Annotated in this window: 23 protein-coding genes and 1 pseudogene; 15 read left to right on the forward strand and 9 right to left on the reverse strand. The window is 68.8% G+C overall.

Features of this window, described 5'->3' with window-relative positions; translation table 11 throughout:
* Window positions 1-85: 85 nt before the first annotated feature.
* A complete protein-coding gene (locus Asi03nite_RS11720; protein ID WP_203678919.1) occupies window positions 86-3,421 on the forward strand; it encodes a glycoside hydrolase family 3 C-terminal domain-containing protein in 3,336 nt (1,111 codons plus the stop codon).
* On the opposite strand, the gene Asi03nite_RS38875 is transcribed toward Asi03nite_RS11720, so the two are convergent.
* Window positions 3,405-3,944: a CPCC family cysteine-rich protein gene (locus Asi03nite_RS38875; protein WP_203678920.1), complete on the reverse strand. Its 540-nt coding sequence runs from the start codon at window positions 3,942-3,944 to the stop codon at window positions 3,405-3,407. The genes Asi03nite_RS11720 and Asi03nite_RS38875 overlap by 17 nt on opposite strands.
* A gap of 139 nt (window positions 3,945-4,083) precedes the next feature.
* Window positions 4,084-4,374 (reverse strand): DUF1330 domain-containing protein, encoded by a 291-nt coding sequence (locus tag Asi03nite_RS11730; RefSeq protein WP_203678921.1) that lies wholly within the window; start codon window positions 4,372-4,374, stop codon window positions 4,084-4,086.
* Window positions 4,375-4,490: 116 nt separating this feature from the next.
* Here Asi03nite_RS11730 and Asi03nite_RS11735 point away from each other — a divergent pair, with 116 nt between their 5' ends.
* The 7 genes from Asi03nite_RS11735 to Asi03nite_RS11765 all read left to right on the forward strand — a co-directional run bounded on the left by Asi03nite_RS11735 (window position 4,491) and on the right by Asi03nite_RS11765 (window position 11,337).
* Window positions 4,491-4,916, forward strand: coding sequence for a response regulator transcription factor (locus Asi03nite_RS11735; RefSeq protein ID WP_239102623.1), 426 nt, complete (start codon window positions 4,491-4,493; stop codon window positions 4,914-4,916).
* Window positions 4,917-4,976: 60 nt separating this feature from the next.
* Window positions 4,977-5,888, forward strand: a complete 912-nt coding sequence (locus Asi03nite_RS11740) for a LysR family transcriptional regulator (RefSeq protein ID WP_203678922.1) — start codon at window positions 4,977-4,979, stop codon at window positions 5,886-5,888.
* A gap of 104 nt (window positions 5,889-5,992) precedes the next feature.
* On the forward strand, window positions 5,993-7,132 hold the full coding sequence (locus Asi03nite_RS11745; RefSeq protein WP_203678923.1) for an LLM class flavin-dependent oxidoreductase: 1,140 nt from the start codon (window positions 5,993-5,995) through the stop codon (window positions 7,130-7,132).
* 3 nt (window positions 7,133-7,135) lie between these two features.
* Complete coding sequence (sfnG, locus tag Asi03nite_RS11750; RefSeq protein WP_203678924.1) at window positions 7,136-8,323, forward strand: dimethylsulfone monooxygenase SfnG; 1,188 nt, start codon at window positions 7,136-7,138, stop codon at window positions 8,321-8,323.
* A gap of 2 nt (window positions 8,324-8,325) precedes the next feature.
* Window positions 8,326-8,817 carry a flavin reductase family protein gene (locus Asi03nite_RS11755; RefSeq protein ID WP_203678925.1) on the forward strand — a complete coding sequence of 164 codons (492 nt, stop codon included), beginning with the start codon at window positions 8,326-8,328 and terminating at the stop codon, window positions 8,815-8,817.
* A 15-nt stretch (window positions 8,818-8,832) separates the two neighbouring features.
* Window positions 8,833-10,017, forward strand: coding sequence for an acyl-CoA dehydrogenase family protein (locus Asi03nite_RS11760; protein WP_203678933.1), 1,185 nt, complete (start codon window positions 8,833-8,835; stop codon window positions 10,015-10,017).
* A gap of 168 nt (window positions 10,018-10,185) precedes the next feature.
* Entirely contained in the window at window positions 10,186-11,337 is a 1,152-nt protein-coding gene (locus tag Asi03nite_RS11765) for an FUSC family protein (RefSeq protein ID WP_203678935.1), read from the forward strand.
* Between the two features lie 284 nt (window positions 11,338-11,621).
* Here Asi03nite_RS11765 and Asi03nite_RS11770 read toward each other — a convergent pair whose 3' ends face one another.
* Together Asi03nite_RS11770 and Asi03nite_RS11775 are read right to left on the reverse strand one after the other, a co-directional pair.
* Window positions 11,622-12,539 carry a CHAP domain-containing protein gene (locus Asi03nite_RS11770; RefSeq protein ID WP_203678942.1) on the reverse strand — a complete coding sequence of 306 codons (918 nt, stop codon included), beginning with the start codon at window positions 12,537-12,539 and terminating at the stop codon, window positions 11,622-11,624.
* Between the two features lie 527 nt (window positions 12,540-13,066).
* Window positions 13,067-14,191, reverse strand: coding sequence for an ROK family transcriptional regulator (locus tag Asi03nite_RS11775; RefSeq protein ID WP_203678944.1), 1,125 nt, complete (start codon window positions 14,189-14,191; stop codon window positions 13,067-13,069).
* A 56-nt stretch (window positions 14,192-14,247) separates the two neighbouring features.
* On the opposite strand from Asi03nite_RS11775, the gene Asi03nite_RS11780 reads away from it, so the two are divergent.
* The 6 genes and pseudogenes from Asi03nite_RS11780 (at window position 14,248) to Asi03nite_RS11805 (ending at window position 19,127) form a co-directional block, all read left to right on the forward strand.
* Window positions 14,248-15,312: a Gfo/Idh/MocA family protein gene (locus Asi03nite_RS11780; RefSeq protein WP_203678946.1), complete on the forward strand. Its 1,065-nt coding sequence runs from the start codon at window positions 14,248-14,250 to the stop codon at window positions 15,310-15,312.
* Window positions 15,309-15,791 (forward strand): heme-degrading domain-containing protein, encoded by a 483-nt coding sequence (locus Asi03nite_RS11785; protein WP_203678948.1) that lies wholly within the window; start codon window positions 15,309-15,311, stop codon window positions 15,789-15,791. The genes Asi03nite_RS11780 and Asi03nite_RS11785 overlap by 4 nt, the downstream gene beginning before the upstream one ends.
* Before the next feature lie 263 nt (window positions 15,792-16,054).
* Window positions 16,055-16,176: pseudogene (locus tag Asi03nite_RS11790) on the forward strand (VOC family protein); the annotation flags it as partial.
* A gap of 111 nt (window positions 16,177-16,287) precedes the next feature.
* Entirely contained in the window at window positions 16,288-17,433 is a 1,146-nt protein-coding gene (locus Asi03nite_RS11795) for a PucR family transcriptional regulator (protein WP_203678950.1), read from the forward strand.
* A gap of 87 nt (window positions 17,434-17,520) precedes the next feature.
* A complete protein-coding gene (locus Asi03nite_RS11800) occupies window positions 17,521-18,300 on the forward strand; it encodes a hypothetical protein (protein ID WP_203678952.1) in 780 nt (259 codons plus the stop codon).
* An 8-nt stretch (window positions 18,301-18,308) separates the two neighbouring features.
* Window positions 18,309-19,127 (forward strand): hypothetical protein, encoded by an 819-nt coding sequence (locus tag Asi03nite_RS11805; protein ID WP_203678953.1) that lies wholly within the window; start codon window positions 18,309-18,311, stop codon window positions 19,125-19,127.
* Between the two features lie 320 nt (window positions 19,128-19,447).
* On the opposite strand, the gene Asi03nite_RS11810 is transcribed toward Asi03nite_RS11805, so the two are convergent.
* The 4 genes from Asi03nite_RS11810 to Asi03nite_RS11825 form a co-directional block, all read right to left on the reverse strand.
* Entirely contained in the window at window positions 19,448-19,816 is a 369-nt protein-coding gene (locus Asi03nite_RS11810; protein WP_203678955.1) for a hypothetical protein, read from the reverse strand.
* 668 nt (window positions 19,817-20,484) lie between these two features.
* A complete protein-coding gene (locus Asi03nite_RS11815; RefSeq protein WP_239102624.1) occupies window positions 20,485-20,904 on the reverse strand; it encodes an NUDIX hydrolase in 420 nt (139 codons plus the stop codon).
* A gap of 347 nt (window positions 20,905-21,251) precedes the next feature.
* On the reverse strand, window positions 21,252-21,836 hold the full coding sequence (locus tag Asi03nite_RS11820; RefSeq protein WP_203678958.1) for an NADPH-dependent FMN reductase: 585 nt from the start codon (window positions 21,834-21,836) through the stop codon (window positions 21,252-21,254).
* A gap of 402 nt (window positions 21,837-22,238) precedes the next feature.
* Complete coding sequence (locus tag Asi03nite_RS11825; RefSeq protein WP_203678960.1) at window positions 22,239-23,015, reverse strand: SAM hydrolase/SAM-dependent halogenase family protein; 777 nt, start codon at window positions 23,013-23,015, stop codon at window positions 22,239-22,241.
* A 1,708-nt stretch (window positions 23,016-24,723) separates the two neighbouring features.
* Between Asi03nite_RS11825 and Asi03nite_RS11830 the strand changes: the two genes are divergently transcribed.
* Window positions 24,724-25,458 carry a GH25 family lysozyme gene (locus Asi03nite_RS11830; RefSeq protein ID WP_203678962.1) on the forward strand — a complete coding sequence of 245 codons (735 nt, stop codon included), beginning with the start codon at window positions 24,724-24,726 and terminating at the stop codon, window positions 25,456-25,458.
* A 210-nt stretch (window positions 25,459-25,668) separates the two neighbouring features.
* Here Asi03nite_RS11830 and Asi03nite_RS11835 read toward each other — a convergent pair whose 3' ends face one another.
* A complete protein-coding gene (locus Asi03nite_RS11835; RefSeq protein ID WP_203678963.1) occupies window positions 25,669-25,812 on the reverse strand; it encodes a hypothetical protein in 144 nt (47 codons plus the stop codon).
* Window positions 25,813-25,894 lie beyond the last annotated feature (82 nt).

The raw sequence follows: 25,894 nt of genomic DNA on the forward strand, positions 1-25,894 counted from the left end.
AGACCTTCACATGGTGAAGACCAATTCTGTGCACTCGCGAGGAAGGAGGCACGGCAGAGGCGCCAGGAGTCCAGGGCGCGGGTTCTTGGCGCTCGGGCTGGCGTGGACCATGGCGGTGGGCTCGCTCGGCGCGTTCGCGCGGCCGACTTCGGCGTCCGCCGAGAGCACGCCGGCGTACAAGAACACCTCGCTGCCCTTCAGTGTCCGTGCGGCGGACTTGGTCTCGCGTATGACGCTGGAGGAGAAGTACGACCAGCTCATAGCGATGCAGCCGCATGCGACCTGGCGTCCGAAGCCGAAGGCGATCGACCGGCTGGGCGTGAAATCGTACGGATACTGGGGAGAGGCGAATCACGGGATCTACTTCCCGACCGTCCCCGGCAACGGCAACTACACGCAGTATCCGCAGAGCACCTCGATCGCATCGACGTGGAATCCGGCCATCACCCGGGAGATCGCCGGCGGTATCGCCGACGAGGCCCGCGTGACCTACAACACGTCCTGCCCGCCGGGTGTGGCGAATCCCAACCCCGTCGGTGGCGCCTGTCACGGCTTGACCTATTGGTCGCCGAACCAGAACCTTAACCGCGATCCCCGGTGGGGGCGGGCGGACGAGTCCTATACCGAGGATCCCTTCCTGGCAGGCCAGGTGGCCGGCGCCTTCGTGACAGGTTTGCAGGGCAACACCTGGTCGCGTCCCGACACGATTCCCACCCGGGCGCACGACTACGTTCAGGCGGTCGCCACACCGAAGCATTACCTGGCGAACAACTCCGAGGCGAACCGCGACTTCGGCACGTCGAACTTCACCGAGCGGTCGATGCACGAGTATTTCCTGCCGCCCTTCGCGGCCTCGGCCGGCGAGGCGGGCGCGCGGTCGCTGATGGTGGCCTACAACGCCTTGTCCGAGGTGGAGAACTACACGACGGACTACCCGTCCGCCTCGAGCTACCCGACCCTGTGGAGCCCCCGCGACAATGCCACCTCCGGCGGTACTCCCGGGACGCCGGCTGCGGCGAGCCGGTACGCCATCGAGACCATGCTGCGCAGGTCGTACGGCTTCGACGGTTATGTCGTCTCCGACTGCGATGCGATCACCCGCGTGTACGGAACTGGGACGTCAGGACACTCCTGGCAGCCCGTCCAACTCGGCGGTCAGACGCAGATCAGCAAGACCCTCGGCAACGCCTGGGCGCTCAAGGCCGGCACCGATCTTGACTGCTCGGGCGGTGACTACCCCACTGCGACCGGACTCCCGGCGGCTCAGAGCCAAGGCTTTGTCAGCGAGGCCGACGTCGACATCGCGCTCGTCCGCGCCTTCACCGCGCGGTTCCAGCTGGGCGAGTTCGATCCCGTCGCCTCGGTCCCGTGGAACAGTGAGTCCTACTCCCTGTCGGCGGCCGGCGATCCTGATGTCAAGCTGGCTTCGCCGGCACATCGTGCGATCGCGCACGAATCTGCCCTCGAGGCGCCCGTGCTGCTGAAGAACGCCGGCAGGACGCTCCCGTTCGCGGGCGCGGCGACCGGCAAGACAGTCGCCCTGGGCCACGTGGACTCCCTCAACGGGTTCCAGTCGGGCTCCTACTCCGGGCCCACAGCTGTCAACACCACCTTCGCCCAGGCGTTGGCCGAGCGGACGGGGTCATCCCCCTCGGCCGTGACCGGGGGCTCCAACACGCCGTTCCTGTCCAGCCACCTCGCGGTGTTCCCCGACGTCCTCGACACTGATGGCACCGCGATCACCACCTCTGTGTGCGCCAGCAGCCCCTGTGATCCCGTAGCCGACGCGGCGACCGCCGAATACCAGATCTCACAGGCTGACAATGTCGTGGTGGTCGCCGGTCACCGGAACAACGACGGCGGCGAGGGCACGGACCGCTCCACGGTCGTCATGCCGCGCATGCAGGCCGAGCTGATCCGGGACTCGATCGCCCCGCTCGCCCAGAAGTACGGCAAGAAGATCGTGGTGTGGATCCAGGCCAAGACCATGGTCGACGTCAGCGCCTTCAAGGACCTGCCGAGCGTAGGGGCGATCGTCTGGTCGTCCTTCAACGGCATGTACCAGGGCAAGGCGATGGCCGAGTTGCTGTTCAACGACGCGGTGACGCTCGAGGACGGGCGTACCACGGTGGCCAACTTCTCGGGCAAGCTGCCGCTGACCTGGTACTCCGACGTTGACGCACAACTCGGGCCGGCGGCCGCTCCGGACCGCGCGATCGAAGACTACCGGATGACCAAGGCGGAAGGCGCCAAGTGCGGCCGGACGTACCTCTACTACCAGGTCGGTCCCGCTTGCGCGGCTCCCCACTACGTGTTCGGTCAAGGTCTGTCGTACTCGCCGTTCGTCTACGGCACCCCGAGACTGTCCTCCTCGAAAATCACTCCCAACGATTCGGTGACGGTCTCGGTGCCCGTGTCGAACCGGGTCGCCAACAACCCGGGCAAGGCTGTCGTGGAGGTCTACGCCCGAGCTCCGAAGGGAGCCGATGGGAACCAGCGCCCGCTCAAGCAGCTGAAGGGTTTGGTCAAGAGCGGCCTGATCGCTGGGACTTCCAAGACGGTAAAGGTCACCATTGGCGCCGGTGACCTGTGGTTCTGGGACGACGTGAAGCACAAAAAGGTGTTCCCCACCGGCGACTGGACCATCCTGGCCGGTCCGAGCTCGGCCGACGCGGACCTGAAATCGGTGAGGCTGCGGGTGACCGGACACCGCACGGCCGGCGTCGACGTGGTCTCGGCCCAGCCGGACGCCACCGAGTTGAGCCTGGACACCCCCGACAACCGGATCAACGCCCAACTGTCGGTCACCAAGCACGACATGACGTTCTGGGATCTTTCCGACCGGGCGCTCAAGGCGAAGTACACCTCCTCCAACCCGGCGGTCGCGACGGTCGACGCCAACGGCTCGGTCAAGCCCGTGTCCACCGGCGCCGCCCTGATCACGGCCAAGGCCACCGCCAACGGGGAGAGCAAGTCGACCACCTTCCCGGTCGTGGTGACCTCCGGGGCACCGGACGCCACCGGCTCGGCGTTGCCGAACGCCTACACGTCGCGGGTCGACTTCGGTGACCGGGAAGTTAGGCTCGACCAGGCATCCTTGGGGACAAAGCTGTCCGCGAGCGTGTTTCCGGCCAACCCGACAACGACGTACAGCTACCAGATCGCCCCGATGGATACCAACACCGCCGGAGCGAGCGTCACCTCGGCGGGAGTCCTGACCGCGGCCAGGGCCGGGCACGTACGGGTCACTGTCACCGCAACCAGTGCCGGCGTGCAAACGTCGGAATCCGCTCTGATCACGATCCCACCCAAGTGCCGGTTCGCCGGGGTGGGGCCACCGCTGGCCGGCGACGGCTCGGCCCGCGTGCCTACGAGTTGCGGATCGACCAGGGCGACGGCTTCGGTCAAGCCATCGCCCTGAACATCAGCTGATCTCGCGTCACACGGCCGGCCGCCAACGATCGTCCCGACCAACCGGGTAGCCCGAGGGTGTCAGGTCCTCGGGCTACCCGGCACCGACCCGGCTCGCTCCGTGCACCCTGGTGCCGCGAAACAGCCCAATCGGGAGTCGTCGGCCAGCGCTTTTCGGCAGGGCTCAACCATTCACTATCACCGTTCCGGCGCAGGGTTGCGACGGTCGCTTGTCGATGCAACCCACCGTTCGGTCCGCCCCTGACGACTGCACTGTCGTGATTGTCCTGGCCGTCGTCCTCCCACCCGCACTCATCGCAGATTTCGTAGCTCCCTCGCTCCGACAACGTGGCGTGGCCGCAGCACGGACAGGTGTAAGGAGCATCGCGGACCGCCGCGATCACGTTCTTCAGCGAGACGTAATGGTGTAGCCAATCCGTCCTGCGGCGGGTCAGGTCGTCTTGGACGGGAGCATTCTCCGTCGACTGGTGGGCTACGGCAGGGCTGTCTCGGGAATTTGGATCCGCTTCCATATGGTGGTTTGCCGCCGATAACGCGCGATCCTTGCGGTCGGAGGCTGCTCCAGGTCTCCATGACCCCCGTCGCGTGAGGTTCAGGACGGCGGCCCGCGCCCAGTCTTGGAAACGAAGGCCGAGATCGTGGAGTTGTCGTTCAGGTGCCGTCGACGATCAGCCTTGTGCTATCCGTGTTACGGATACGAAGGGGGGCGATGGCTTGGTATTCCGGCGATTCGTTCCAGGACTTCGCCGCAACGGCGTCGGGAAACTCCACCAAGACAATCTGGCCCGGCTGGCAATCTCCCTCGACGACCTCGACCGCACCGCCTCGGGCGAGGTACCGGCCGCCATAGGGCTCGAGTGTCGCGGCAACTCGCGAGCGGTACTCGGCCAACTCCTCTGCGTCCCCGGTCAACTGCACATTCGCGATCAGATAGGCGGTCACGGTCGCACCGTACTCGACTCGCCACTCCGTAGCGATCACATTTCATCCCAAGATCGACTGGGTAGCCAGGCGGGCGGTCGCTCATCGCGGCCGTGCTGGCCGCGCTGTGTCCGAGCGTGAGTTCGGCGCTGTGGCCAACCGTCACACCCGGCACCGCCGGGCTGATCGCGATCGGATGGATCGGCCGGGCCGCCACGCAGGGCCGACCGCTGCTGTCCGCGGTCGCCACCGACATGCTCATCCAGCGGTTCCCCGCCGATCGGGCGGCGGTGCCGGCCGCCGCGGAGCGTCGTCTCGGCGATCTCACCGAACGGGAGTTGGAGGTGGTCGCGCTGGCCGCCGAGGGCCTGCCCAACGAGCACATCGGGCAGCGGCTCAACCTGGCCACGCTCACCGTGAAGACCCACGTCAACCGGGCCAGGACCAAGCTTGGCGTCCACGATCGTGCCGGTTTGGTGGTGATCGCCTACGGCTCCGGCCCGGTCGATCACCTCCGCGAGCGGATCATGATTCCTATTAAAACGGTAGGCGGTGTAGGTTAGGGCGGCAGCATCCGGTGAGAGGCGCAGCCGATCACCCGCCAACCGCCGCCCGGAGTCCCCATGCGCCTGGAACAGATCGAATACCTCGTCGCCGTCAGCAAGCACGGCTCACTGCGCCGCGCAAGCGAGCACCTGCACGTCTCGCAGCCCGCGCTGAGCGAGGCCATCGCCAAGCTCGAACGCGAGCTCGGCGTCACCCTGCTCGACCGGCGCCGCTCCGGCGCCCGGATCAGCCACGCCGGCAGTGACCTGCTGCAACCCATGGGCGAGGTGCTCGACGCCGTCGCCCGGCTGCGCGCCGCCGCCGGTGACCAGCTCGCCTCGCGGCGGCTGCTGCGCGTCGGGACGGTCAACGCCGGGACGGTCACCCTGCTGCTCCCGGCCCTGCGCTCCTTCCAGACCCAGCATCCCAGCTCGCTCGTCGAGGTCTGCAACCTGCAGCAGGACGACATCTACCGGCGGGTCACCGAGGGCACCCTCGAAGTCGGGCTGGTCAACCTGCTCGACGGCGACGACGTCCCACCCGAGCTCGATCACACCCCGCTGGCGACCGGCCGCCCGGTGGCGGTCATCCCGGCCGGGCACCCGCTCGCCGAACGCGACGAGGTCAGCGCCGACGATCTGCGCGGGGAGCACTTCGTCGCGATGCGCGCCGGATACCTGATGCACCGCTTCGCGCACCGGCTCTTCGGCGACGATCTACCGCTGGAGTGGTACGCCGCGGACGGCGCCGAAATGGGCAAGATCATGGCCGCGCAGGGAATCGGGATCACCCTGCTGCCGGACTACAGCGTGACGGGCGATCCTCTGGAACGGGCCGGGCTCATCGTTGCGCGCCCGCTCACCAGCGACCACACGTCGGTGACCATGGTCGCGGTCCGCCGACGGCAGGCCCGGGTCCCGGCCGTGGTCCAGGACATGATCGGCCAACTCCAGCACGTTCGCCGTAACATACAAAGCCTACGGGTGTGATAGGTTTTTTTGATCGCCGGTAAGGCAAGCGGTATTGGACTTCACCGCCCCCGACCACACATTCTGGTCCCCAGATCATCGATTACTTCCGAAGGGCGTTCCTGATGGGAATCGTTCTGCACTGGTTCCTGCCCACCAACGGCGATTCCCGCACCGACCTCAGCCTAGGCAACGCGGTCGGCGTCGAGGGCAGCCGGGTGACCGGTGACGGCGGCACCGAACGCGCGCCCGGCATCTCCTACATCGGCCAGATCGCCCGCTCCGCCGAGCTGCTCGGCTTCACCGGCGCGCTGACCCCGACCAGTTCCTGGTGCGAGGACGCCTGGGTGATGACCGCTGGGCTGACCCAGGTCACCGAACGGTTCAAGTTCCTGGTCGCGGCCCGTCCCGGCCTGATGTCGCCCACCCTCGCGGCCCACATGGCGGCGACCTACCAGCGGATCTCCGGCAACCGGCTGCTGCTCAACATCGTGACCGGGGGCGACGACGCCGAACAGCGACGATTCGGCGACCACCTGAGCAAGATCGAGCGCTACGCCCGCGCCGGCGAGTTCCTGCACGTCTTCCGCGAGCTGTGGAGCGGGGAGAGCGTCGACTTCAGCGGCGAGCACTACGACATCCGGGACGCCCGGATCATTCCGTCGCGGGTGCGGCCCGACATCTACCTGGGCGGCTCCTCACCGGCCGCGGTCGACGTCGCCGCCGCGTACGCCGATGTCTATCTGACCTGGGGTGAACCACCGGCCGCGGTCGCCGAGAAGCTCGACCAGGTCCGCCGCCGAGCCAAGGAAGCCGGCCGGGAACTGCGGTTCGGCATCCGGCTGCACGTCATCGCCCGCGAGACCGCCGACGAGGCGTGGGAGCAGGCGGACCGGCTGCTCGCCGGGCTCGACGAGGCCGCGATCGAGCGGGCCCAGGCGATCCAGCAGGCGTCCGGGTCCGAGGGCCAGCGCCGGATGACCGCGCTGCACGGCGGGCGCACCGACGCGCTGGTGGTCTCCCCCAACCTGTGGGCCGGCGTCGGGCTGGTCCGCGGTGGCGCCGGGACCGCTCTGGTCGGCAGCCACGAGGAGGTCGCCGACCGGATCGCCGAGTACCACGACCTCGGCATCGACGAGTTCATCCTCTCCGGCTACCCGCACCTGGAAGAGGCCTACCGCGTCGGCGAGGGGGTGATCCCGGCGCTGCGGCGCCGCGGATTGCTGGCCGCGCCGCATTCCGATCCCAGATTCACGGAGGTTTGACCCATGCCCACCGACCCGACGACCGAGCCGCTGCGGTTCGCGTACTGGGTGCCCAACGTCAGCGGCGGGCTCGTCACCAGCACGATCGAGCAGCGCACCGACTGGTCCTACGACTACAACCTGAAGCTCGCCCGGCTCGCCGAGCAGGCCGGTTTCGAGTACGCGCTCAGCCAGGTCCGCTACACCGCCAGCTACGGCGCCGAGTTCCAGCACGAGTCGACCAGCTTCAGCCTGGCCCTGCTGCTGGGCACCGAACGGCTCAAGCTGATCGCCGCCGTGCACCCCGGACTGTGGCATCCGGCAGTGCTGGCCAAGTGGGTCGCCACCGCCGATCACCTGTCGAAGGGCCGGGTCGCGGTCAACGTCGTCTCCGGCTGGTTCGCCGACGAGTTCCGGCAGCTCGGCGAGCCGTGGCTGGAGCACGACGAGCGCTACCGCCGTACCGCCGAATTCATCACCGCGCTCAAGCGGATCTGGACCGAGGACGAGGCGAACCTGGCCGGCGACTTCTACCGGATCCGCGACTTCAGCCTCAAGCCCAAGCCGCTGTCCTGGCCGGGGCGCCCGCACCCGGAGATTTTCCAGGGCGGAAACTCCAGCGCCGCGCGCCGCAACGGCGGACAGCTCTCCGACTGGTATTTCTCCAACGGCAAGGACTTCGACGGCGTACGGGAACAGCTGACCGACCTGGCGAAGCACGCGGCCGCCGTGGGCCGCGCCGACGGGCCCCGATTCGGTCTCAACGGTTTCGTGATCGTCCGCGACACCGAGAAGGAGGCCAAGGAACAGCTGCGCGAGATCATCGCCAACGCGCACGTCGAGGCCGTCGAGGGCTTCGGTTCCGCGGTCAAGCAGGCCGGCCAGTCGACCGGCGACAAGAAGGGCATGTGGGCGGACTCCTCCTTCGAGGACCTGGTGCAGTACAACGACGGATTCCGGACCCAATTGATCGGTACGCCCGAACAGGTCGCCACCCGCATCGTGGAATACCGCAAGATCGGCGTGGACCTGATCCTGGCCGGCTTCCTGCATTACCACGAGGAGGTCGAGCGGTTCGGCCGCGACGTACTCCCGATCGTCCGCGAGCTGGAGGTGGCAGCCGGCCTCGACCCCTCCGCGCTGCCCGACCCGGTTCCGGGGCGGCAACGAGCTCCTCAACGACGTCCGCCATCCCACCACGGGCAGGTGTAGCCATGTCAGCTTCCGAATTCCGCCGCGCCATGGGCCATTTCGCCACCGGCGTCACCGTGATCACCTCGGTCGACGCCGCTGGCGAGCCGGTCGGCACGACCGCCAGCGCGGTCAGCTCGCTGTCGCTGGACCCGCCGCTGGTCCTGGTCTGCTTCGACCGCGCCAGCCAGACCCTGGAGGCGATCCGCGGGCACGGCGCGTTCGTGGTCAACGTGCTCGCCGCCCCGCAGCGCCACCTGTCGGCTGCCTTCGCCCGGCGCGGATCCGCCACCGCGTGGGACGGCGTCGGCCACCGGCCCGGCACGACCGGCAGCCCGCGCCTGCACGACGTACTCGCCTCGCTGGAGTGCACCGTGGAGCACCGGCTGCCCGGTGGCGACCACGAGATCGTCGTCGGCCGCGTCGGCGAGGTGGAGGTGACCGAGACCGGCGCCACGCCGCTGCTGTATTGGCGCGGCGCGTACGCGGAGATCGACCAACAGAATGCGGCCTAGCGGAAGGGACCGTCAGTGACCATCATCGAGAGTTCCAGCCCGGTACGGATCGCCGAGCAGCTGCGCGACGAGTTCCGCGCCGGCGCGGCGGAACGGGACCGCAACCGCCAGTTCCCCTACGAGCAGTGCGCCGCGTTCCGCGACTCCGGGCTGCTCGGGCTGATGGTCCCGCGGGAGCACGGCGGCCACGGCGGTTCCTTCGTCGAGCTGACGAAGGTCGTCATCGCGATCTCCGCGGGCGATTCCAACATCGGCCAGATGTACCAGCTGCACACCGGTGGCATCCGGCTGCTTCAGGAGTTCGCCTCACCGGCCGTACAGGCGAAGTGGTTGCCCCGATTCACCCGCGAGCTGTGGATCACGAACGCCTACTCCGAGGTGGGCACGAAGAGCGTCAACGACTTCAACACCACGGTGACCCCCGACGGTGACGGCTGGCGGCTCAACGGGCGCAAGTTCTACTGCACCGGCAGCCTGGCCGGCGACATCACGTTCGGGCCGTGCCGGGTGGCCGGCTCCGACGAGGTGCGGGTGTTCTTCGCGCGTACCGACGCCGAGGGCGTGACGATCCACGACGACTGGAGCGGGTTCGGCCAGCGGACCACGGCCAGCGGCACGACCGAGTTCGACAACGTCTGGGTCCCCGGCGAGCTGTGCTTCGGCAGCCCGGACAGCGCGGGCGGTGGCGGCGGCGCGATCACCTCGCTGAACTACCAGGTGGTGCACACCGGTGTGTTCGTCGGTATCGCCCGCAACGCGCTCGACGACGCCGTCGAGTTCGTCCGGACGAAATCCCGGCTGTGGTACGAGAGCAGCGCCGACCGTGCCACCGACGACCTCTACACCCAACTGCGGGTCGGCGAGATGAAGACCGCCGTCGACGCGGCCGAGCTGCTGGCGCTGCGCGCGGCCGAACTGTGCGACCGGGCCGTCGACAATCCGGGCGACGAACGGATCCGCGGCGAGGCGTCGGTCGTCACCGGCCAGGCGCGGGAGGCGGCCGCGTCGGCGGCGATGTACGCGGGCTCCACGCTGTTCAAGGTCTGCGGCGCCGGCAGCGTCCTGGAGAAGTACGGGCTCGACCGGCACTGGCGCAACGCCCGCACGCTGTCGCTGCACAACCCGCTCGACTTCAAGTCGATGCACGCCGGCGACTACCTGCTCAACGACCGTCTGCCCCCGGTCGACTCGTACAACTGAGTGACCGTCGTTACCGCCTCGATGATCTTGGGTAACCGGGGTTGACCCGTTGCCCGGCTCCAGGGCAGCGATGACCCTTGGAGGCATACGCTGCCAGCGATCCGCGACCTTCGTACCGGCGTCCGGCGACGAAGCCGGTCAGCAGCCCGACGCCTCAAGCAGGCCGCGGTGCCGGCGGCGGAAGCCGTCCTGGCCGCCACCGCGGCCTGGCTCATCGCCGCCAACCTCATCGGTCATCCGGCGCCGGTGTTCGCGCCGTCAGCTGCCCTGGTGGCGCTCGCCGAGTCCCGCGGGCGCAGGCTTCGGCAAAGTATCGAGATCGTGCTCGGCGTCGCGGCCGGCGTCCTGGTCGCCGACCTCGCCATGCAGGTCCTCGGGCCGGGCGCGGTCACGATCGCCGTGGTGCTGCTGCTGACCGTCGGTCCGATGATCGCCTTCGGCGCGAGCACCACCCTGATCGTGCAGGCCGCGATTTCGGCGATCTACCTGATCGCCGTGGCCGAGCCCCGCACCGACGTCATGCAATGGCGCTGCGTCGACGCGCTCGTGGGTGGCGCGCTCGCCCTCACGGTCAGCCAGCTCGCCGTCGCCCGCAACCCCCTCGCCCCACTCGTGGGCGAGGCCCGCCGAACCTTCACCGACCTCGCCGCTCTGATCGACACCGTCGACCAAGCACTGCGCGACCGCGACCACACCGCAGCGGACGACGCCCTGCGCCGGGCCCGCCAAGCCCACGCCCGGGTGGAGCGGCTGCAGGCCGCTGTGCTGGCGACCGGCGAAACCCTCAAACTGCGGGTGCGCCGGCGACGGAACCTGAACCAGGTGCGCCAGGTGCAGGCGACCGCCGTCGAACTGGACCGCGTCGTGGACAACATCTGGGTCCTGGCCCGCAACGCCGTCACCCTCACCCGCCTCGACGTACCGACACCCCCGGAACTCAGCCACGCCCTCACCGCGCTCGGCGACGCGATCCGCGCCGCGGGTGAATCGCTGGCCACCGACCTCACCGGAACCGAGGATCCTCAACAGCACGCCGGCCGCGCCGACCACACCGCGCTGGAGGCCGTACGGATCGCCGCCAAACTTCTCGAGGCCCAGCCCGCCCTACCCCTGACCATGATCATCGGCCAGATCCGGGCCACCGCCATCGACCTGCTCCGCGGCGTCGGCCACGACGACGACATCCTCAGCCGAGTCGACGAAGCCGTCGGACTGACCACACCACAACTCGGTCAGCCGGGCCCCGGATGGAACGCCGCGGCGTCGAACAGTCATCGGCCTCCCCCACCGCGGGCGGCCGAAGGAGAGGCCTCGGCTTGATCACCCTCTCGCCGACGGAAGGCAAGCAGGTCAGCCACACCGGGCAGCCGGTGCAGCGGCGCCAGCATCCCGGCCAGGGCTTCGTCCGGGTGGGCCGGGGATCCGGCGCTTGTCCACCATTTTCAACCTGGCAACGGGCCCGAAGGCGCCGGGCCGCTGAACACGGGCCGGCCTGGCGGGCCCTGGCGGAGTTCCAGCGCCTCCGGCTGCTGATGGCAGACCAACGCCGGTGGGCGTGCGACCCGCGGTCGCACGCCCACCGGCGCGTTGGGGGTTTCGGGTTGTCAGGAGGTGTAGATGTACTTCACGCCGGCGACGGGCGTGAGCCAGCGGTGGGTGACGACCCACGCGGTGGGCGCGTTCATCTCGGCGATGTAGATACGGTCGCCGGAGACCTGCTCGACCCAGGCGGCGTGCCCGTACGGAGCGGAGGCACCGTTCTGGCCGGGCTGGAAGATCACGATGCTGTCCACACGAGGTGTGCTGCCGACGGACCAGCCGCTGGCGGCCGCGCCGGTGGCCAACAGGCGGGCGTCGCCGATCGCCTTCGGGTAGACGCCGGTCGCGTCGTGGAAGCGGTTGAGCGCGTAGTAGACGCAGGAGCCGCCGACGCCTTCGTTGTAGTCCATGGTCGCGCCGCGGGTGACAGCCGGCGCGGTGGCGGGCGTGGTGTTGGCGGGCGTGCCCGGGGCGGTACCGGGTGTGGTGGCGGGGATCGTCGACGTCATGTCGGGCTGGCCCGGTGTGGTGGTCGGGCAGGTCATCCCGCCCCGGGTGAACCGCCCGGTGCCGCGGGCATCGGTGTAGTCGTCGTTGTCGTAGCCCGTGACCGGTGCCGTGTTGTGGTGCCACCCGTTGTGGGAACGAGGCGCTCGCCCTGGCGAACGCGGCGTGGTCTGCGAGCAGTCCGACGTCTGTCGCGGTGAGCAGTCGCCGTACATGCCACTGCCACGAACTCCGCACTCGGTGGTCGTGGTGCCGTCGACGAGCGTCGGGTTACCGGGATCGGCGACGCTGTGTGACCCGCTACGCCACGCACCGTCGAAGGGGTAATCGCTGGCGCCGGTGCCGGCCGCCTGGGCGGGAACGGCGAGGGCGACGACTGCACCAGCGGCGAGGGCTCCGACCGTGAACACGCGGGCCAGCTGGCGGCGGCGGGCGGTGTAGGCGGTCTCGGTCACGTCGTTGTGCGTGTGCGTCATGCGGCGGTTCTCCTGTCGTCGGCCGGATCGGGACGATCCGTGCTGGCCAGATCAGGTTGTCGTCGCCGGATGGCAGGTTCCGGTCTCCGATTGGTGCAACCGGGTTGCACTGGTCGGCTGGTCGGGCTCATCCGAAGGGCCAGCGCCGGTCGACCGGATCGGCGCAACGCAGCCGTCTCGGTCGCGAAGCACGCCGGGACGCAGGGCCAATGGGTGCTCCGCTTCCCTGCCGGGCGGCGCCGACGCAGCACTGCCCGGCCACGGGGATCACGAGCTGAGCGGCCCCCGTGGGTGAGGCGTCCGTTCGCGTGCGCAGTAGTCAGCCGTGACGATCCCGTGGCCGTGACCAGGGTGGTTCGCCGTACGCATGCCGGCGCGTTCGTGGAACTCGGTGGCGCCGGGCGGCAGTGCGGTGACGGCGACTCCGGTTTCGCCCAGTTCCTGCCGCGGGGACCGGGTGAAGGAGTGGACGAAGGCCCGGTGGGGGCCGTAGATGGTTTCGTACGGCGTCGGGGTCCTTACCGTTTTCAGGCGGCGCGGTCGGCGCCGTCGTCGCTGGTGCTGGTGTTGAACAGCGGCGCGAGGGCAAGGGCTGCCGCGCCTGTCGCGATGGTGTCGGCGCGGTCGGCGGCGAGGCCGACGATGACGCGTTGCCAGTCCGGTTCGGGCAGCAGCGCGTTGACGGTGGTCGCCACCTCTTGCATGTACTGCTCTGCGGCGGCGAGCACCACCGGGCCGCCGAGGACGATGTGATCGATGTCGAGCAGGTGAACCAGGTTGGCGGTGGCGATCCCCACCAGGTGCGCCGCGCGGACCGGGTTGCCGGTGTCGAGGGCGGCTCGGCACAGTGCTTCGAGGCAGCCGCGGTTGCCGCACCGGCAGGGTGGCCCGTTCAGGTCGATGACCTGGTGTCCGAACTCGCCCGCATTGGTTCGTCGTCCCCGGTAGACCCGGCCGCCGAGGACCAGGCCGGCTCCGATTCCTTGACCGTGGTAGAGGTACGCGAAGTTGACCGGGGTGTCCGGGCTGGACAGGGTTTGGCCGATCGCGGCGGCGTTGGTGTCCTTGTCCACGGTGACCGGCGCGCCAAGCCGATCGGCTGCCTCGGCGCCCAAGGGGAAGCCGTCCCAGTCGGGCAGCCCGGTCACCCGGTGCAGGACGCCGGTGGTGTGGTCGAGTGGTCCGGGGCAGGCGATTCCCACACCGACGAGACGGCTGGCATCGGCGATGTCGGTGAGGACGGCACGTACCGCGTCGGCCACCCGGTCGAGGGTGGCGGACGGGTCGGCGGTCATGCCCTGCGGCACGTGCCGGCGCGTCACCTTCTGCGCGGTCAGGTCGGTGAGCACGACTGTCGTGTCGTCACGGTCGAGGTGCACGCCGACGGCATAGCGGGCGGTGGGATCGAGCCGGAGCAAGGTCCGCGGCTTTCCGCCGGTGGAGCCGATGCGGCCGGCCTCGGTGACCAGTCCGTCGGCCACCAGCCGATTCACGATCTTGGTAATGGCCTGCGCTGTGAGACCGCTCTGCGCCGCCAGCTCGACTCGGCTGATGGCGCCGCCGCGGCGCACCAGGTCGAGGACCAGGGCGCTGTTGTGGTCACGGACTTGGGGCAGGTTCGCCCCCGCGGCGCGTCGTGCGGGACTGGGCATGCGGCCATTCTCTCGCTTCTCTTGCCATAAGTAAACGCTGTTGATTAACTGGGTTCATGAACGAGCCGCTACGGGTCGGTCTGATCGGTTACGGTCTGGCCGGCTCAATGTTTCACGCCCCCTTCATCAGCACGACCGCCGGCCTGCGACTGAGCGCGGTGGTCACGGCGCAGCCGCAACGGCAGGACCTCGTCCGTCGCGACCACCCCGGCGCCGCAGTGCTGGAGCGGGTGGAAGATCTCTGGGCCCGCGCCGAGGATCTCGACCTCGTCGTGGTCGCCACCCCCAACCGCAGCCATGTTCCGCTGGCCACGTCCGCCATCGAGGCAGGACTGCCCGTCGTGGTGGACAAGCCTCTGGCGGCCACCGCCGCCGAAGGAGCCGAGCTGGCCCGGCTCGCCGCCGAACGCGGCGTGCCGCTGACGGTCTTCCAGAACCGGAGATGGGACAGCGACTTCCGTACCGCCCGCCGGCTGGTGGCCGACGGCCGGCTCGGGGACCTGCTGCGCTTCGAGTCCCGCTACGAACGGTGGCGGCCGGAGCTCAAGGCGGGATGGCGCGAATACGACGACCCGGCCGAGGCCGGCGGTCTGCTGTACGACCTTGGCAGTCACCTGGTCGACCAGGCGCTCCAGCTGCTCGGACCGGCCACGCAGGTCTATGCGGAACTCGACCGGCGGCGGCCCGGGGCACGCGTGGACGACGACGTGTTCGTGGCATTGCACCACGCCGGAGGTGCCCGCTCGCACCTGTGGATGAGCGCCGTCGCCGCCGAGCCGGGACCACGGCTGCGACTGCTGGGCACCCAGGGCGCCTTCGTGATCCATGGCATGGACGGCCAGGAGGAAGTTCTGCGCTCCGGTGGGCTGCCTACCGGACAGGACTGGGGTCGGGAACCCGCCGAACAGTGGGGCCAGCTGATCGTCGACGGCCACAGCGAGCCAGTGCCCAGCGAGCCCGGCGCGTACCCGGATTTCTACACGGGCGTCGTCGCGATGCTGCGCCACAATGCCCCGCCCCCGGTCGATCCCGCCGAGGCGATCGCCGCACTCACCGTCCTGGAGGCCGCACGTCGCTCGGCCACCGAACAGCGCGTCGTCACCCTCGGAGACGCCCGATGACACCAGTCGAGCAGTCAGCGCAGACCGACCTGATCGCCCGGCTCGAAGCCGAAGAGCGCGAACTGGTCCTCACCCGCTTCGACCACGACGACGCCTGGCATCTCGGTCAACTCCTGGTCGGCCTGGCCCGCGAGCGGCGTGCCCCGGTGACCATTGACATCCGCCGCGGCAACCACCAGCTGTTCCACTACGCGCTGCCCGGCACCTCCGCCGACAACGACGCCTGGATCGAGCGCAAGAGCAACGTCGTCGCCCGGTTCGGCAACAGCTCCTACCTCGTCGGCGTCAAAGCCAGAATGACCGGCCGAACACTGCAGGACCGGGGAATGGACCCCCTCCACCACGCCGATCACGGCGGATCGTTCCCGATCACCATCGCCGGGACGGGCGCCGTTGGCGCCGTGACCGTGTCCGGGCTGCCGCAGGCCGACGACCACGCACTCGTCGTCGAGGCGCTACGCCGCTTCGCCGCACGGTGACCGGACAACCGGAACAGGCGTCCCCGTAAAGCGGGAACCTCGACCGATCGGTCAGCGTATCCGCCGCCAGCGGTCGCGAGCATCCGACTGGTGGCCGGAGTGATGCTCCGACCACCAGTCTGTCGGCGGCTGATGGAGGGCGCCCCGCAAGCCGTCGCAGCGGGCGATCAGCACGTCCGCCGGCGCTGGAGGAACTCGCCAAGACCGTCCGCGCCGAACGCCAGCTCCGTGCCGGGGCCGAGCAGCGCGCCCAGGCCCGCTGGGCTGGCGCGGAGGTGCTGCACGCGCCCGGGTCTGGCCGGGATACCACCCGACGTACTACGGCGCGTTCGTCCGCGACCCGGACGGCAACACCGTCGAGGCGGTCTGCCACGGCCCGGAATAGGGCTGCCGGCAGGAAACGTGTCACCAGAAACGCATCTGTTACGGTCGATACACTGGAACGGCCATCCGTGACCGACGCTGCGTCGAAGCGTGCTCGACGGGGAGGAGCCGGATGAGTGCACTGTTCAACGCCCTGCGCGAACGGGTCGAGGTCAATGCCCGGCACGCGGTCGAGACGTTCACTAACGAGGTCGACGAGTACCAGACCATGCGGCCGGGCTCCGACGAGCGCATCGGGATGTATGACTTCGCGGTCTTCATCCGGCGCCGCTCACTCGACCTTGCCGCGGCCGAGCTGCCACTGAGCAAGGCCGACCTGGCCGGCATCGCCACGGTGGGCCGGCAGCGGGCCGAGATCGGCCTTTCCCTGCCGTCGCAGCAGCAGGTGCTCGGTCTGCACACCGCGGTGATGGTGCGCGAGGTGCACGAGCTGGCCCGCCCCGAGGACGTCACCGACCTGCTGCGCATCGTCGGGTGGCTCGGCACCCAGGGCGTTCCAGCGCGTAGCGCCTACCTGCGCGGTTACACCCGGGGCGTGGGCGCCGCACGGATGCTGTCGACGCGGCTGGAGATCCTGGCCAGGGCGCTGCTCGCCGACGAGCCGGTCGAGCCGTTCGTCGCCGACCTGCGCCTTGCCGGGCAGTACCATCTCACGGTCCTGAAAACGACGCGGCCGGTGAGCGCGGAGGCGCAGGCCGAGGTGGTCGCCGCGTTCGCCGCCGACCGGATCCCGGTGACCTGGCTCGCCGCCGACGAGGTTGTCGTGCTCACCCCCGGCCACAATCCGTACACGAAGATCCTCCAGCGGGTACGGACCGCAGCGGCGCTGATCGGGCAGCCCTGCGGCATCGGCGCGGCGCAGGGCCCGCCGGGCGGGCTGGCCGAGGCGCTCGCCTGGGCCCGGGAGGCGAGCCGGGTGGCGCCGCCGCAGGAGCGTCCGGACCGCCTGCCCGGCATCACCGACCTGTTCGTGGAGATGGCGGTCGCGCGTGCCCCGGCGGTCGACGGCTGGCTGCGCAGCTACGCCAGGGCGCTCACTACCGGCCCGGACCTGGTGGCGACGCTGTACGCCTACTACGCCCACGACATGAACCGCACGAGCACCGCCACCGCGCTGCACATCCACCCCCGCACGTTGGACTACCGACTGCGCCGCGTGGGCGAGGTCACCGGCATCGACCCCAGCTCGACCGCCGGCGTGCGGCTGTTGAGTGCGACGGTAGCGCGGACGCTCGCCGTGGACCACTACGCGGGTTGACAAACGTCACTGAGGAAATGCGCACGGCTGACGAAGACGCGCGCCCTTCGGCGCCGACAGACTCCCGGCAGGACGAAGGGAGCAGATGTGCGACGAAGACTGGTACGCGGCCTGATCGCCACGCTGTTGGCGGTCGGGGTCGCGGTGCCCAGCAGCGTTCAGCCGGCCCGAGCGCAGGACGTCAGCGGCTCGGTCATCAGTCTGGTGTTCACCGCCCTGAGGATCGCCCGTGGGGGTCTGACCCAGGCTGAGGTCGAGGCGCTGGTCCAACAGGTGGTCGGCCTGGTCGGGCAGGCCCGGAACGAGGTCATCAGCCACATCGACGGGCACGTCGCCGCCCGGGCGCTGGGCGAGATGGACGGATTCGCCATCGAGTACGCCAACTATGAGCAGTTCCGCCACGACCAACGGTGGGTGCGGAACCTCACCAGCAGGATCATCACCTCCGCCTCGGTCGACAAGAGAGAGCTGGACGCCACCCAGGACGAAAAGGCCGCCGACGCCATCGGTCACGCCCTCAACGTCAAGTACGCGATGGCGGAGGTGGCCGCCGGAGACGCCGGGTACACCCCGGAGTCCAGAAGCCTGCTCCGCCAGCGGTACATCCAGGCCAACGAGAAGATCGTGGAGAAGCTGGAGCCGCAGTGCGAGCCGACCTGGACCGAGAACGACGCCTACTGGTACTCGAAGACCTGGCTGTGCAAGGCGGCCAATGGTGAGACGGCGACGGCCACGGAAACTCTCAACAAGGTGACCGGCGAATGGACACGTCCGCAGGTCAATGTGGATGACCTCAAGGTCGCCGCCGCGGTCAACTCCAGCTGGAAAGTAGCCAAGGAAACCCTGCCCACGTTGAAGCAGCCATAGGAGTCCCAGTGCGAGCACGACTGTTGAACAGCCTGGCCGCCGCCGGCCTGGCGGTGTCGATCGCGGTGGCCGGCACCAGTGTGCCGGCCCAGGCCGCCGCGACCACCAGCGAGACCAGGCCCCCGACCGAAACCGCCGCCGCTCAGGCGTTCGCCATCGACTGGGTCAGCTTGGGCATCAACGTGGCTGGCTACCTGCTCGGGGGCGGAGGCGGGGGCGGGGGCGGCGACCTCGACGCCGCGATCCGCGAGATCAAGGCGGCTATCGCGCAGAACAGAACCGAGATCATCGCGCAGATCGACGCCATCGCCGCCGCCGAGGTGGAAGGCTGCCTCGAAGCCCACACCATCGAGTTCCTCAACATCGACTTCATGGACGAGTACACACTGCGGGCGTGGGCTCAGAACGCCACGAGCTGCGCCACCCAGGCCAGCGCGTTCGCGAACGCGGTGCAGAGCCCCCAGGCGGTCGACAAGATCGGCTTCGTTATCGGTCCGATCTTCGCCATCGTTCTCGCGGCCCGTGCCCAGGCCGGCTTCGTCAACGGCACCGACCTCGTCCTTCGGAGCGAGATCCGCGCCTACGAAGCGGTCGTCGCCAAGCTCACCCCGACCGACTGCGTGAAGATGCGCGCCCGCGATCCCGGCTACCCGGTCGACAAGTGGTGGGAGTGCACCGCCTACAACGGTGACAAGGGCAGTTCCGACTGGGTCACCGGCAACCTGCGCGAACCTGACCGCACCGAGGCTGAGGACCGCGCTACCAGGAACACCAGCCGCCCCACCGCCAAATCCGCCCTGCCTCAGCTCCGCGCCCTGGGAGTCTGATCCACCACCACCGGGCCGCACGGCCGTCCACCGGCCCGTGCGGCCCTAGCACGTCCCGCCAGCTCCTCACCGCCTTCGTCCTTGCCACTCCGCCAGATGTCACGGCACCCTGTCTCCGGGCTGTGAGCGAGAGTTTGCAACCTCCACTCATGCCGCTGACCCGCTTGCGACCTTGCGTCGTGGCGGAGCTACGAGGTTGAGCTGGTTTCGCCGACCGCGACTGCCGCGCGTACGGCGCGAGCGGCTCGTGATCGGCTGTGTCGGGGACGCTCAATCGCCCTGGTCGACAAACTGATCAGTTCCGTTGTAGAACGCCACGCTCAGGATGGTCCGACGTAGACGGAGTTGATCGGAGTGAAGTTAAGGACCCACGCGGTGTCCTGGGGATAGGCCGCGCCGCAACCGGCGCCGTTGTAGCCTGTGCAGACCTTGAAGATCCAGTTGTCCGTCTGGTTGTTGTAGATGACGTGGTCGTTGTAGACGTTGCTCAGATTGTGCGCACCGCTGCTGGACCACTTCGCCAGGATGCCCGAGTCGTAGCTGGTCGTATTGTAAAGGCAAACGTACCCGGACGGGCATCCCGCGCGGGTTTCATTGCTTGCGAGCGCCGGATTTGCGGACGTTACGACCGCACCGGCGACAATTCCTGTCCCGGCAAGGCCGGCGGCCAGCTTCTTGATAAAGCGCATCTGTCTTTCCAACCTTCCTCATGCCGAGTGAAAGGCCCCCGCGTGACGGCGCTTCCCAAACAATAATCACATCGGATAAGTGTGACTTTTGTGGCCGGATCTGGAGGCCGAATGGTGGATCATGCGTTCGTCAATTGGCTATGCTAGCACGTTGATACTTTCCGTTGCTGCCGATAGGGGCCGCAGGGTTACCGGATGTGTCCTGATAGATCAGGCGGACTGCGGAGGCAGAAAGACTGACGTCTGTCGGCGGGGCCGGGGCACCGCGCAAAATCGTCTTGACTATTCAGTAAGCACGGCCGTTTCAACATCGTCCGGTGCGGCCGAGGATGGGAAATGGCCTGGTCATGTCGAGATTGTCCCGGTGGGTGGCCTCGGTGATGCGGCGATTGCCACGGCAGGGTCACGCCGCATTCCGGTCGGCCCGAGCTGCGTCAGCGCCTGCAACTGATCCGGTTGACCCCCGAGCAGCGTCAAGCCGCCGAGGAACAGATACGCCCAACCGTCAACCCCCGAACGACTTACGAGCTGAAGCACTTAGCCGATCGGATGAGGACGGATCCAGCCGCCGGTCCATGCGTCCGCATCAGCCGCGGACAAGGCGCGCCCAGCCCGCGGGGTCCGGCACTGCGCGTGAACGGAGTCGGGCAAGATGCTGGGCCACCGAGTCAATCTCTCAGCAAGTCCCTTTCGTACAAATGATCAAAAATGATCTTGTCGACGGGTGAGACCCTCTCCCGGTCACGCATGGTCAGCCAGATGATTTCGGCGATCTCGTTCGAGGCAGTCAGCTCGCCGGTGTAGCCGGCCGTGTAGCACGTCATTCGGACGGTGACGCCGGCGGAATGGCCGTGTGCCTGGGCCTCGAAGGCTCCCAAATGCACAACGCTCGAGGCATCGATCTGGACCGACAGCTCTTCATGGATCTCGCGGACCAGCGTTTCCAGGTCAGATTCGCCGGCCTCACGCTTGCCGCCCGGAAGGTAATAGACGTCCTTACCGGTAGACCTGGTGCTCAGCACTCGCCGGTCCTTCAGGTGGATCCACGCGATCTTGTCAATCAACGTTGATCGGCTCTGGTCGGTCACCGCCGACACGCTACTACCGGGAATGCCGGCGGCGGGAGCCGGCCCCTCCTCCTTCGACCACTCGCCGGCCGATCCGATGCGCCTCCTCCAGCAACCGTTCACCCCAGCGATCACGGAGCCCAGCGAGCCGGGAGGCAATCGGGGGATTCGGTGCATGGATCGGCTCCCATCGGCGGTTCGGTACGCCCCACAAGGCAGCACCCACATCGATGGAAATCATTCCGGATCGTTGGTCCAGCTCCACCGTCCCGCACCAGGTGGGCGCGGGACGGCGATTGCTCGTCCGGAGCAGCGCCCGGCCGGCCGTGCACGCTGTGGATCGCGTCCAGCAGGGGCGCGCCGACGCCCTAGGATTGGTAGACGGTGCCGAGCTGGCTTTGCTCACGCATCGATTTCAGCGCGCGGCTCCACGCAACGAGCTGGTCGAGCATCGTGTTCAGGGCCGGCTCGTGGTGGGTGCCCGGCTGGAACTTGCTGAAGTTCTCGAAGTCGGTGAACAGGGAGAGCGCCACCTGGGCGCGTACGGTCGCCAGCTGCAGCTCGGCCGCGACCAAGCGCAGCTGCTCCACCGCGCGGGCGCCGCCCGCCGAGCCGTACCCGACGAAACCGGCCGCCTTGTTGTTCCACTCCGCGTAGAGGTAGTCCAGGGCGTTCTTCAGGGCGCCGGACGGGGCGTGGTTGTACTCCGCGGTGACGAAGACGTACCCGTCGAACTCGGCGATCTTGGCCGCCCACCGTTTCGTGTGCTCCTTGCCGTACTGCCCCATCGACGGTGGTACGGGCTCGTCGAGCAGCGGCAGGTTGTACTCGGCGATGTCGATCAGCTCGAATTGCACGTCGTTGCGCTTGCTGGCGAGCTGGTACACCCACCGCGCCACCGCTTCGCCGTTGCGGCCCGGCCGGGTGCTGCCCAGCACGATAGCAATCTTCATTTCTCCCCCGCGTGTCCCTCGTGAGTGGTGCGTATACCGCCTCAAAGCCTCTCACTACGGACATGGGGGCGCGGCCTTTCAGAGCGATTGCCGCCTACGGGACAGCCGCTGAGCGCGGCACGCGCACGGCAGCCTTCAGCCGCGCCCGCTCTCACCGGCGTTTGGACGGAGCCTGGACCGACAAGCCCGATACCGGTCGCCTTTGGCCAGGCTCGTCGGCTCGTTGCGCCATCCCGCCACGGGACTCCGGTGCGTTTCACGCATTATCCGGTTCGGCATACACGGAGAGTAATCGGCGACTCGGTAATACGGAGGTCGTCCGCGGCGACAGCCTCCAAGGCCCGAACAGTACCCGCGGCGGGGCGCTCAGGGACCGGTCGGACCCCCGGTCGTCCCGCCGGCTCACCCGGCGAGGATCTGCACCGGGGTGCCAGCGCCGGGATGGCCGAACAGCTCCGCGGCGCTGGCGCCACGGGCGAACAATTCGTAGCAGGCGCGGTGCCGGCCGTCGCCCGTCGGCCAGCCGGAGCTACCGGGCGCGAAGGACATCTGCCCGTCGGGCACCGCGAAGACGCCGTCGCTGACCACCGCGACGACCTGCCGACCACCGATGTCGACCCGGACCCGCGCACCCACGTCGGCCGGCGCGTCGTACCAGCTGGTCTTGAGGTTGCCGTAGCCGTCGACGTAGACGACCGACCGTGGCGGAGGTGCCGCCACGGTCACTTCCGGTCCCAGCAGCGAGGCGTCGCCCCGGGCCAGGGCGGCGACGGCGCCGGGGAACACATCGCGCGAGCGGAACTGCGAACCGGCATCCGGGACCCGCACCGCGCGCAGCGGCAACCCGGCCTCGGCGAGGAAAGACATGCTGGCTCCGGCGGCGACGCCGACGACCAGGACACCCGTCCGGAGCCGGCATGCCACCAGCCGCTCCCCGGCGTTGCCGGCCCGCGGCGCATCGCTGTCCTGACGAGGCGCCACGTTGGCGTAGATCACCCGGTCCGCGGGTCCCTCCCCGAACGCCAGCTGAGCCACGCAGAATCCGGCGCTGACGGTGTCGAACGGGGGCACCGGGATGGCGGTCACGTCCGCCTCGGGCAGCAGTAGCGCCAGCCGTTGACGTACCTCGGCGAAGGCCAGATCACCGGTGCCGTAGTCGGCGACGATGGTAAGCAGCACGTGGCACCTCCGGGTCGACGGACGGCATGAGGCATGCCGCCCATCCATCCTGACCGAAGCCCGGCACCGGGGCCGAGAATCCAGCACTCCCGCAGACGGGCCAGATCGGTGGGCTCACGCGGGGCGGTCAGCCCCGAGCCGGGCGGCCTTTCGGAAAGGCGTACCGCAGCACTCCGTCTGCCAGCCGGCATCCGCACGTTGAGCTGCATCGCTCAAGCCCGCCAGACGTCACCGTCGGCAGCGACGACGCCACCTCGGACGGCCGGATCGCGGCAGACCAGGGCGTTGGCCGGTTGGCGTCACTGATTCTGAGCGAACCGATCCTGGCCTTCCCTGCAACAGGAGATGATTTGCCACGAACGCAGAGTCCTACCACCAGTCACCACGGGCGAAGGGGATGCATGTTCCGGCAAGCGGACTCAGGATCAAGCCGCCGATCGGCCACAGGCTCCCGTCGGACTTGGTTGTTCGGCTTTCTGGGATCGCTGCCCCAGATTCTCCTTGCGATGCTGCTACTCCTACAGGGCCAGGGCTTGTCTGGCAGCGACGCGAAGATGCAGTCGCAACTCGGGCTGTTCGCCGCCGCCGTGTTCCTCTTCTGGTCCCTGGCCGGGTGCGGCCTACTGGCTCTTTCGGGCCGCGCGAGGGCGCTGGCCGCAGCTCTCGCGCGGGGAGCAATGGCCGGATTCGTGTTAGCGGTCGTCGTCGCTCTCGCAGCTTGATCACCTTCCGTAGATGAGGGGCGTCTCGACGGCGGTCTCGACGTGCTCGGACGCACTCAACTCGGCACGAGCCCAAATCGTCGACGACGCAGGCGTGACTGCGCGTAGCGGCTGGCCCACGGTATGAGAGTGCTCGGCCAGGACGGTACGGTTGCTGATCATCGTGGGGTCGCGCGCTGTAGTGCTGGTGTCGGGCCGGGTATGGCACGCCGGGCGGCGGCCTGGCGGGCAGGTTCGGGGTGGTCGGGGGTGTGCCGAGGTCAAGCACTGCGGGTAGCGGGCGAGGCCGTCCCCGTGTCGGCGCTGCGGCGGTCCGGGCGGTGACCGTGGCCGCCAATCTCGCAGGGACCTGCACGGCCATGCCCGGCCGCTACGCGACCGCGCGATCGCGCACACCCTGCTCGGCACCGGCCCGCGCCGCGAAGAACTGGTCAAACGCGGGGCTTGACACGGCCTTCGGTGTCCTTGCGTAGCTGAACGACGGCTGGGACGTCCAAAGTGCGGTTGATTCGCCGGTTCCCGGCTCGCTACAGCCGGTGCCGGTTCTGGTCGCCGGAGGACGCGTCCAGGGGTACGGCTCGTCGTTGCGATCACCACATCCGCCGGTGTGCCCGGCGCCTGCGCCAGCGACCACAGCGGCGCGCAGTTCGCCGCGCTGGCCGGGCATTCGTACGCGACCAGCACGGCACGGTCCCGCTGCGGGTCCGGGGGCTGGCGGTTTCCGGGATCAGCAGCACGCGGCTCGCTTTGCGCGTGGTGGCGTGGACGACCGTGACGATCGGTCTGTCCAGAAACAGCGTCTTCTTCGGGGCACGGGCGGTGGACCGAGCGGGTCACCGCAGGGCGGTCGCCGCCCGGCATCGCTCCGCATAGGACCCGCACACATAGGCGGCGTCCAGGAAATAGATGCACATCACTTGAAACTTCGCCTTAACGATGACTTAATCATGGGAATCTGTTCACGAGATGGATCGAGGAGGCGCGTCATGATCACCCGCAGGCCGCGGCTGGGATTACTGGCCCTGTTGTCCGCGGCAGCCACCCTGCTCGCGACCGCACTGTTCAGCAGCGGTGCGTACGCCGCCACGGTGACGTACGGGCAGGACGTGTCGGGATACCAGGGCAACGTCAACTGGTCAGCGCAATGGCAGGCCGGGTCACGGTTCGCGTACGTCAAGGCGACCGAGGGCACCTCGTACACCAACCCGTACTTCGCGCAGCAGTACAACGGCTCGTACGACATCGGGATGATCCGGGGTTCCTACCACTTCGCCCTGCCCAACGGCGCCGGCGGCGCCGCACAGGCCGACTACTTCATCGCGCACGGCGGCGGCTGGTCGGCCGACGGCAAGACGCTGCCCGGGGCGCTGGACATCGAGTACAACCCGTACGGGGCGACCTGCTACGGCCTGTCGCAGTCCGGCATGGTCAACTGGATCGCGGCGTTCCTGAACCGCTACCACGCCCGGACCGGCCGGTGGGCCACCATCTACACCACCACGGATTGGTGGACCACCTGTACCGGAAACTACAGCGGTTTCTGGGCCAACTCACCACTGTGGCTCGCGCGCTACAGCAGCACCCCCGGAACGCTGCCCGCCGGCGCGCCGACGTGGTCGTTCTGGCAGTACTCCAGCAGCGGCCCGTTCGCCGGCGACTCCAACCAGTGGAACGGCGCACTGGACCGCCTCAAGGCCCTCGCCTGCAACGGCGCTTGCTGAGAGGAACCGCAGCGGCCGGGTCCTGCGGGGCCCGGCCGCCCGGCCGGGAGACTGTCCGCGACGGTTTCGCGGCGGCGGTGCTGCCAAGGTCGACGGTGATCGGCCAGTGTTCCCCGCAGCGTACTGGCTGAGCCGGCACGAGCATCTGATCACCGGAGCGTGAGCCGGGCACGGGCGGCAGGACCGCCTGCCGCCCGTCGCCGGCGTGTCTCAGGGCTGGTCCTCGGGGCGGCCGCCGCCCCGGAAGCTGGACTCGGCCAGCACCATCCGCCGCTTGACCGGCGGGATGTGGTTCACCGCGCGCCGGCGGTGACCCGGGGTGAGGGCGTGCTGGAGAGCGCTTTCGATCACCACGCGTCGGTCCAGGGGCCGCCGCCGGAGCGCGCCCGGACCGGCCGGGTCCGCTGGACCGCAAGGAGATCTGCGCCGGGCCACC

This window comes from Actinoplanes siamensis (assembly GCF_016862395.1).
Lineage (GTDB): Bacteria > Actinomycetota > Actinomycetes > Mycobacteriales > Micromonosporaceae > Actinoplanes > Actinoplanes siamensis.

Bases quoted from the DNA above. Each gene is read 5' to 3' on its own strand.
- Asi03nite_RS38875 (WP_203678920.1), bottom strand. From the start codon at position 3,944: ATGGAAGCGGATCCAAATTCCCGAGACAGCCCTGCCGTAGCCCACCAG.
- Asi03nite_RS11740 (WP_203678922.1), top strand. From the start codon at position 4,977: ATGCGCCTGGAACAGATCGAATACCTCGTCGCCGTCAGCAAGCACGGC.
- Asi03nite_RS11745 (WP_203678923.1), top strand. From the start codon at position 5,993: ATGGGAATCGTTCTGCACTGGTTCCTGCCCACCAACGGCGATTCCCGC.
- sfnG (WP_203678924.1), top strand. From the start codon at position 7,136: ATGCCCACCGACCCGACGACCGAGCCGCTGCGGTTCGCGTACTGGGTG.
- Asi03nite_RS11755 (WP_203678925.1), top strand. From the start codon at position 8,326: ATGTCAGCTTCCGAATTCCGCCGCGCCATGGGCCATTTCGCCACCGGC.
- Asi03nite_RS11770 (WP_203678942.1), bottom strand. From the start codon at position 12,539: ATGACGCACACGCACAACGACGTGACCGAGACCGCCTACACCGCCCGC.
- Asi03nite_RS11775 (WP_203678944.1), bottom strand. From the start codon at position 14,191: ATGCCCAGTCCCGCACGACGCGCCGCGGGGGCGAACCTGCCCCAAGTC.
- Asi03nite_RS11780 (WP_203678946.1), top strand. From the start codon at position 14,248: ATGAACGAGCCGCTACGGGTCGGTCTGATCGGTTACGGTCTGGCCGGC.
- Asi03nite_RS11785 (WP_203678948.1), top strand. From the start codon at position 15,309: ATGACACCAGTCGAGCAGTCAGCGCAGACCGACCTGATCGCCCGGCTC.
- Asi03nite_RS11795 (WP_203678950.1), top strand. From the start codon at position 16,288: ATGAGTGCACTGTTCAACGCCCTGCGCGAACGGGTCGAGGTCAATGCC.
- Asi03nite_RS11810 (WP_203678955.1), bottom strand. From the start codon at position 19,816: ATGCGCTTTATCAAGAAGCTGGCCGCCGGCCTTGCCGGGACAGGAATT.
- Asi03nite_RS11820 (WP_203678958.1), bottom strand. From the start codon at position 21,836: ATGAAGATTGCTATCGTGCTGGGCAGCACCCGGCCGGGCCGCAACGGC.
- Asi03nite_RS11830 (WP_203678962.1), top strand. From the start codon at position 24,724: ATGATCACCCGCAGGCCGCGGCTGGGATTACTGGCCCTGTTGTCCGCG.